The organism is Candidatus Photodesmus blepharonis (genome assembly GCF_000731795.2).
Taxonomy (GTDB): Bacteria; Pseudomonadota; Gammaproteobacteria; order Enterobacterales; family Vibrionaceae; genus Vibrio; species Vibrio blepharonis.
In genome coordinates, this window is record NZ_JGVK01000017.1 from 1 (window position 1) to 7,232 (window position 7,232).

General features: G+C 33.0%; 7 protein-coding genes. 3 read left to right on the forward strand and 4 right to left on the reverse strand.

Features of this window, described 5'->3' with window-relative positions; all coding sequences use genetic code 11:
• Positions 1 to 159: 159 nt before the first annotated feature.
• Positions 160 to 1,137 carry a GlxA family transcriptional regulator gene (locus CF67_RS02500; protein ID WP_034413998.1) on the reverse strand — a complete coding sequence of 326 codons (978 nt, stop codon included), beginning with the start codon at positions 1,135 to 1,137 and terminating at the stop codon, positions 160 to 162.
• Between the two features lie 126 nt (positions 1,138 to 1,263).
• Here CF67_RS02500 and CF67_RS02505 point away from each other — a divergent pair, with 126 nt between their 5' ends.
• A complete protein-coding gene (locus CF67_RS02505) occupies positions 1,264 to 3,123 on the forward strand; it encodes a beta-ketoacyl synthase (RefSeq protein ID WP_320412131.1) in 1,860 nt (619 codons plus the stop codon).
• An 83-nt stretch (positions 3,124 to 3,206) separates the two neighbouring features.
• Here the strand turns inward: CF67_RS02505 and CF67_RS02510 are convergent, their stop codons facing one another.
• Together CF67_RS02510 and CF67_RS02515 are read right to left on the reverse strand one after the other, a co-directional pair.
• Entirely contained in the window at positions 3,207 to 3,650 is a 444-nt protein-coding gene (locus CF67_RS02510; RefSeq protein WP_034414002.1) for an NfeD family protein, read from the reverse strand.
• Positions 3,651 to 3,652: 2 nt separating this feature from the next.
• Positions 3,653 to 4,567, reverse strand: coding sequence for an SPFH domain-containing protein (locus tag CF67_RS02515; RefSeq protein ID WP_034414015.1), 915 nt, complete (start codon positions 4,565 to 4,567; stop codon positions 3,653 to 3,655).
• A 419-nt stretch (positions 4,568 to 4,986) separates the two neighbouring features.
• Here CF67_RS02515 and CF67_RS02520 point away from each other — a divergent pair, with 419 nt between their 5' ends.
• Entirely contained in the window at positions 4,987 to 5,388 is a 402-nt protein-coding gene (locus CF67_RS02520; RefSeq protein ID WP_034414005.1) for an H-NS family histone-like protein, read from the forward strand.
• 124 nt (positions 5,389 to 5,512) lie between these two features.
• Complete coding sequence (locus CF67_RS02525; RefSeq protein ID WP_034414008.1) at positions 5,513 to 6,763, forward strand: ParA family protein; 1,251 nt, start codon at positions 5,513 to 5,515, stop codon at positions 6,761 to 6,763.
• Between the two features lie 91 nt (positions 6,764 to 6,854).
• Here the strand turns inward: CF67_RS02525 and CF67_RS05145 are convergent.
• A partial coding sequence (locus CF67_RS05145) for a hypothetical protein (protein WP_207232751.1) occupies positions 6,855 to 7,232 on the reverse strand: 378 nt, incomplete at its 5' end.

Here is a 7,232-nt window from a genome sequence, read left to right on the forward strand (position 1 = left end):
AAAAAAGAACCACTAAACACGTATTCTTAGAGTTCGTAAATAAACGTTACACAACCCACAAGTAGAAAGAACTTCTGTAGTTAAAGGTTAATTGTAAAATACACATCAGAAAAAGATTAAATCTCCAATTTTTATCCATCTTTCTAAAAACACTAACGACTATGAATTATAAATTTTCGTTTTCGCTATACAACGGTATTCAGTTGGAGTTAACTGAAAATATTTTAGAAACAAACTTGAAAAATAATGGGCGTCTCTATAACCAACTTGTCTCGAAACTTCCTGTACAGATAAACCAATATCACGAAGCAGTATTTTCGCGCTTTCCATTCTAATTCTTTGCAAATATTTATGAGGACTCTCTCCCATTTGCTTTAAAAACTTTCTGTTAAAAGTTTTTAAAGGAAGGTGACAATGATTTGCAATAAATTGCGATGTTATTGGTTTAGATAAGTTTCGTTTCATCAAATCTTGTGCCAACGCGATAGATTCATCAAATTGCAAATGACCTCCAATTTGATAGAATGGTTCTTCTATTTTATAAGATATTTCATGCGTATAATGTTTTTCAATTGTCTGTGCTATGGCTTTTCCAAACCACTTTTTTATTAAGTACAATACAATCTCTGATTGTGAGTTAATACTAGAAGTACAGTAGATTCCATCTGTAGAAGTTATTGTTGCCTCTTGATTTAACTTTACTTTAGGATAACGTTTTTCGAATTGATCATAATAATACCAATGTGTTGTGGCAACTTGGTTATCGAGTAGTCCAGTTTCAGCTAACCAAACAACACCGGTTCCAGTTGCAATTAATTGTGTACCTTTCTTATGTTGGTTTTGTAACCAAATTTTAAGTTGAGGGTTATTACGAATTGGTTTTAGTGGATTACCCCACATCGGTGGAAAAATTAATACATCAAAATCACAATTTTGGTTATAAGTTGTATCTGGATAAAGATGCAAACCTGCTGTTGCTCTGATTGGAGTTAAAGAATGTGCAATTAACTGAATGTGAAGTGGATTCTTTCTTTGTTCACACCGTGATCGTAAGCAAGAAGCGCTGCTAAACATTTCTGCAGATAGTGAAACCCCTGTAACTAATGCTCTATCGTAGATCAAAAAACCTATATTCATGACAACTTATCTTAAAAGAAATGAATGTGGGAAATATGTCAGATATAATGACACGAATGTAAGGTGAATAAAAACAACAATATTGATAATCTACTTTCGTAAGATGTCATAATGTAGGTCAAAATAATGAAATTACCTTTAATTGTAGGATTTGGTGGCATTAACTCTGCTGGACGCAGTTCAGGTTTTCATAGTTATAAACGAATGGTAGAAGATGTATTAACAGATACCGAAATGGAATCTACGTGGCAAGATTTAGCTAGGAGAATGGGGCTGATCGAGAATACTAGGCTTAATGATAAAATCATTGCTGACATTAAGGCTGGGACTTTGATAAGACGTATTGATTCTTTTGATCCAGAGAAGAAACTCAATCAATACAAGACGACTATCAGTTCTGAAAACGAACTACTTTCTTTTACCATATGCAAGTCAAAATTGCCGAATCAAATTCCAAAAAATTGGAATGTTAGAGAGGAAAACAACAAGTTAAAGATAACTGTTACTGGCGATATTAATGCGCTTATAGAAGGTAGAATTAATTTTCCAGTGACAAGCGGAGGTAATATTCCATCAGGATTTGAACCTGGAAAACTTTACAATTCACGCTTTCACCCACGTGGTCTAAAATTAGCTATTTATGGAGCATCCGATGCTTTAAATTCCATGGGTATAGATTGGGATACTGTGCTACAGCATGTAGAACCAGATAAAATTGCAGTTTATGCAGGTAGTGCTCTAGGTCAGATAGATGAGTTTTCTTTATCAGGAATATTATCTTCATCTTTGAGAGGTAGCAGAGTTAGTTCTAAGATGATGGCATTTTCATTAGCTGAAATGCCGGCAGATTTTATCAATAGTTATGTTATTAATAGCATTGGCAAAACAGGTGCAAATTTAGGCGCGTGTGCAACTTTTCTATACAATTTAGGTTTAGGAGTCAATGATATAAAACAAGGGCATTCACGTGTAGTGATTGTCGGTAATGCAGAGGCACCTGTTGTTGCAGAAATTATGGAAGGTTTTAGGGTAATGGGTGCCTTAGCAGAAGACGAGAAATTGAAGATTCTAGATAATTCAGATCAGGTTGATAATCGTCGATCTTGTCGTCCATTTTCGAATAATGTAGGATTTACAATGGCAGAGTCCGCTCAATTTGTTGTGTTAATGGAGGACACGTTGGCATTAGAGCTTGGTGCAATGGTCTACGGATCAATAGCCGATGTTTTTATTAATGCTGATGCTAACAAAAAGTCTATATCATCTCCAGGTGTTGGAAATTATATCACTGTTGCTAAGGCTGTTTCATTGGCACAAGCAATTTTAGGAAACGATGGGTTGAAGCAAACTTACGTTCATGCTCATGGAACTGGAACACCGCAAAATAGGATAACAGAAAGTCATATTTTGAATGAAGTTGCAAAAACATTTAATATTAATAAATGGCCAGTAACCGCCATTAAATCTTATGTAGGCCATTCTATAGGGACTGCATCTGGTGATCAATTAATCGCATCACTAGGAGTTTGGAAGTATGGTTGGATACCTGGCATAAAAACTATCGATAAAATAGCTGAAGATGTCCATAACTCTAATTTGAATATCCTTATAGATCATATTTATGCAGGAAAAAAAGGTAAAAAATATAAGGGTGTAATTATAAATGCTAAAGGATTCGGAGGTAATAATGCTTCAGGTTTAGTGCTGTCTCCTCATCAAACAATGAGTATGTTAAAGAACAAATATGGAATTGAACTGATTGAAAAGTATCACATAAAAAATATTAAGGTTAGCCAACACTCGAGAAACAATGATCGTGAAGCTTACAATGGGGATGAAACGATCTATTACAATTTTTCTGAGGATGTTATGGACAACAGTAATGTGACTATGACACAAAAATCAATAAAACTTAGCACATTTCATAAAGAAATTCCGTTAACAAATGAGAATCCGTTCGTTGAATATTGTAAGCAGAGTGGTTAATTATGAGCTTACAAAGTAAAGGCAAGTGAGATTGATTCAATCTATGGTCATATCATATAGGTAATCAATATGATGAGTTTTATCTACTTTTCTTTTATCCATATTATACCAACTTCGATTTTATCTATTTTAACTAAGGTTCCTTTTTCAATAGGGTGAAAAGATTTAAGATTCCACTGAATACCAGAATAATGATATTTACTCTCGCTTTGCATATCGACATACTCTTCTAATATAAATTCTTTATTGTAAAAATCAGTTTTATCCTCGCTTTTTTCTACCTTATTTTGTATTTTTTTAAGCGGTTTCCAGAATATTAATAATAGAAGTACTGTAAATGCAGTAGTTAAGGAGAACGCCCATAACCAATTAGTTTCTATAAAGTTGAATCCCATCAAAACACCAGAAAAAATCATGGAAATTCCGGTAAATAAAAAAATGAAAGCTGACTCCCCTAGCAATGCAACTTCAATTATTATTAAGATAATTCCAACAATAATAAAAATTTGATCAGGATTTTCTACCACGTTTAATCCTTCTTATTTAAAGTATTAATAATAGTCATAGCAGATGCCACAATATTAGCAGTATCGGTGTTAGAGTCAGGCAAAAGTATAACAGAGGATTCTTTAGCAATGGCCTTTTTTGCCCCAATTGCTTTTGTAGCAAGATCAAGCTGTATGGCTTTTTGCCCCGGTGTGGTATCAGCAGCTTCACCGACTAACTGTAGTGCCTTAGCTTGTGCTTGGGCAACTGATAATATAGCTTTAGCTTCACCTTCTGCACTTAAAACTTGCTCTGATTTATCTGCTTCTGCAGCAAGAACTCGTGCTTGTTTTTTACCTTCTGCAACGTTAATAGCAGCTTGTCTGTCCCCTTCAGATTCCAAAATCTTAGCACGTTTAACTCGTTCTGCTTTCATTTGAGCTTCCATAGATTCCATAATGGAGTTAGGTGGTACTATATCTTTAATTTCATAACGCAATACTTGTATACCCCATGGTTCAGCTGCCTGATTTATTGAAGTAACTATGTTAGAATTTAATTGATTGCGTTCTTCAAATGTACGATCTAACTCCAGTTTACCTAATTCAGAACGCATAGTTGTTTTTGCTAATTGAGTTACTGCAAAATTATAATCATCGATACCATAAGTTGCCTTGTAAGGATCTAAAACCCTAAAATAGAGCACTCCATCAACGGCTAACGAAATGTTATCCTTAGTGATAACAGATTGACTTGGTACATCTTGAGCTTGTTCTTTTAGGCTGCGATCAGCAGCAACAGAATCAATGAAAGGGATAATAAAATTCAATCCTGCTTCCTTTGTAGATTGGTACTTGCCAAAACGTTCTATTAACCAGGCGCGATTCTGTGGAACAAATTTAACACCTCCTTTTAATATTAGTAATACCAGGATAAATAAACAAACACTGATCGCAATCGAAAAAGATAAATATCCCTCTAATATATTGTTCACTTTTTTATTCCTTTTTTTGATAACGTCAAATTACTCTGATGAAAGTGGTATCCCAGTATACAATATTTGATATGTTACGGAATGAAACTTGTGCTTGTTTGGTAAAAAACACATAAATACTTTTCCATCTTATTCGAGCTATTTGTCGAGACAAAGCTACGACGAGAATTGAATTCATTTCTATGTATGGTTGATAGTGCAAATATTTGAATCAACGGAAATTCAATAAAAGTGTATTCTGAGATTACAGCTACAATAAACATAATATTTTAAAGTGGAAAATAAAAATTCTATAGCAATATGGAAAGTCTTGATTAAAAGAAAATAAACTTTTTGGAATCAAGACTATTATTAATACATTAAGTATTTTAAAAGACACTTTAATGAAAAAATTTACAGATTCATTCAATCATATCAAAACACTGAGAGCTTCATTAAAAGGCTTAAATTCCGAAGAGTTAAAAAAAAATATTGATAAAATGAGTATCATATTGAAAGAGAAAATTAGATTAGAGCAGCAAAAAGAAAAGAAAGAAAGGGAAAAAGAAAAACAATTGAAAGAAGCGCTATCAGAGGTAAACAGAATTTTAGAATTTAGTGGATTAAATTTACAGGATATTATCCTTGCGAAAGCAACAAATCGCAAACAACCAACTCACAAATTGAATGTGAATGGAAAAGAAATATTCTATGTTGGTTCTGGTCGTATTCCAAAAGAAATAAAAAAGTACATTGATAATGGAGGTCAACTTGATGATTTGAAAATCAAAACGAAAAAAAACTGAAATAAATTAACAAAATCTTTCTAAGGATGAAGTCAATTTCAATTCTCGCTGCTAAAAAGCTTCAATAGGTTTATTTTCTAAGCTAGATTACGTCAAAATTCTACGAAATATTTTGGAGTAAACAATGGGGCTCATTGATGAAATTGAAAAAATTGGTAAGCGCATGAAAGAGGAGCGATCCTCTTTAGAAGAAGATATAAAGCTTAATTCTGTAGTACATGTTAGTGATGAAGATGTTGATTATGTTGATCGTCTAATTTACAACCATTGCTTAAACAAGAAATCACTTTATGAGCTTTTCGGTTCATCAAAATTAACGTTCAACGAACGCTTAAACCAAGCAGAAGTAAAGGGTATTATTAATAAGCCCATATTACAAAATCGTTCACATCTTTACAATCGTTTTGATATACAAAATTTAATGGATTATTGGAATTTCCCAAAGTATTCTGACAGTTTTGAACCTAATGTTATTACATGCGAAAATCACAAAGGTGGAAGTGGAAAAAGTACGACTATAATTACCTTAGCTGTAGCAACTGCGCTGGATTTAAAACTAAATGCAAAGTGTTGTGTAATTGATTTAGATCCTCAAGGAACTGTTGGAAGAAATCTAATTCGTTCTTCTGAAGGTAATGATATTTATTTGACGATGGTGGATAGTCTGCTGTCTGTCGTAGAAAATGATAGCGATTATTCAAAATATTTAGATGCTGGACATCATGAACGTGAAATTATTTTTGCTGCTACGTTTAGCACACACCTACCAAACCTTGATGTAATTCCCTCTTTTCCAAATGATGATAGGTTTACCTGTGTATTTTATGAGCTTAATAAAAAACAAAAAACTGATTTGATATCTAGATTCCGAGAGAAAGTTATTCCAGTTTTAAAGCAAAAATATGATTTTATTTTTATTGACACTCCTTCTCAGGATTCTCCTATTCTCTGGTCAGCAAGCGAGGCTGCTGATTGCATTGTAATTCCTATTACCCTCCATGAATTTGATTTTATTTCTACTACAAACTATATGTTAACTGTATCTGAAAGATTAAACCAACTTCCCTCTGAAGGACGAAATTTAAAATGGATAAAAATACTTCCAGTTAATGTTAATAGTCGTAGTTCTCATGAAAGAAAAACGCTTGATAAGCTTACGCGTAGCAGTAGAGATAAATTATTTACAGCTTATATCATGCATTCAGAAGCATTCGTTGCTGCGGCTTCTTTAAACAGAAGTGTCTTGGATTTAAAAAAATCGGAGGGATACTGTTCATCAAAACAATTTGATATTGCCTCAACTTCCGTGCATGCAGTTTATAAACAATTTATTAACGAAATAAAAATGAGCTCAGAGAGGAAGAAATCGAATTAAATAGACAGCAAGATATGCTAACATCTAAATCAGAGAACAACGCTTTCTTCAATTCAAAAATAAAGCTTGGATTAGGTTTTAGATTTTATATCTATTCATTTTGTATTGAATAGATAAGTATGCTGTTATAATAAAAAAACAACATAATAAGCTGGTACCGTAACATAGCCATTCGATATGAAGTTAGATGAAATAATCGGATCTGTTTCTCCAAAAATCGTTGTAGCGACGCTGTATGTAACACTACATCCAGTACAACGTGATTCAATAGGCAACTATACATACATGTATGTATAGTTGCGGAAATCGCAGAATTCGCTAATACGTACAAAAATAAACCAATCATAATGAGGTTATATGATTGATTTTTTCCACCAGCATATAAAGTTATTGCCATGATTCCGATCATAGGAATAGATCTCTTTAACACTGTTTCATATCCAAATTTCTCTGAAATAATAGAAAAAAA

Bases quoted from the DNA above. Each gene is read 5' to 3' on its own strand.
- CF67_RS02525 (WP_034414008.1), top strand. From the start codon at position 5,513: ATGGGGCTCATTGATGAAATTGAAAAAATTGGTAAGCGCATGAAAGAG.
- CF67_RS02520 (WP_034414005.1), top strand. From the start codon at position 4,987: ATGAAAAAATTTACAGATTCATTCAATCATATCAAAACACTGAGAGCT.
- CF67_RS02500 (WP_034413998.1), bottom strand. From the start codon at position 1,137: ATGAATATAGGTTTTTTGATCTACGATAGAGCATTAGTTACAGGGGTT.
- CF67_RS02505 (WP_320412131.1), top strand. From the start codon at position 1,264: ATGAAATTACCTTTAATTGTAGGATTTGGTGGCATTAACTCTGCTGGA.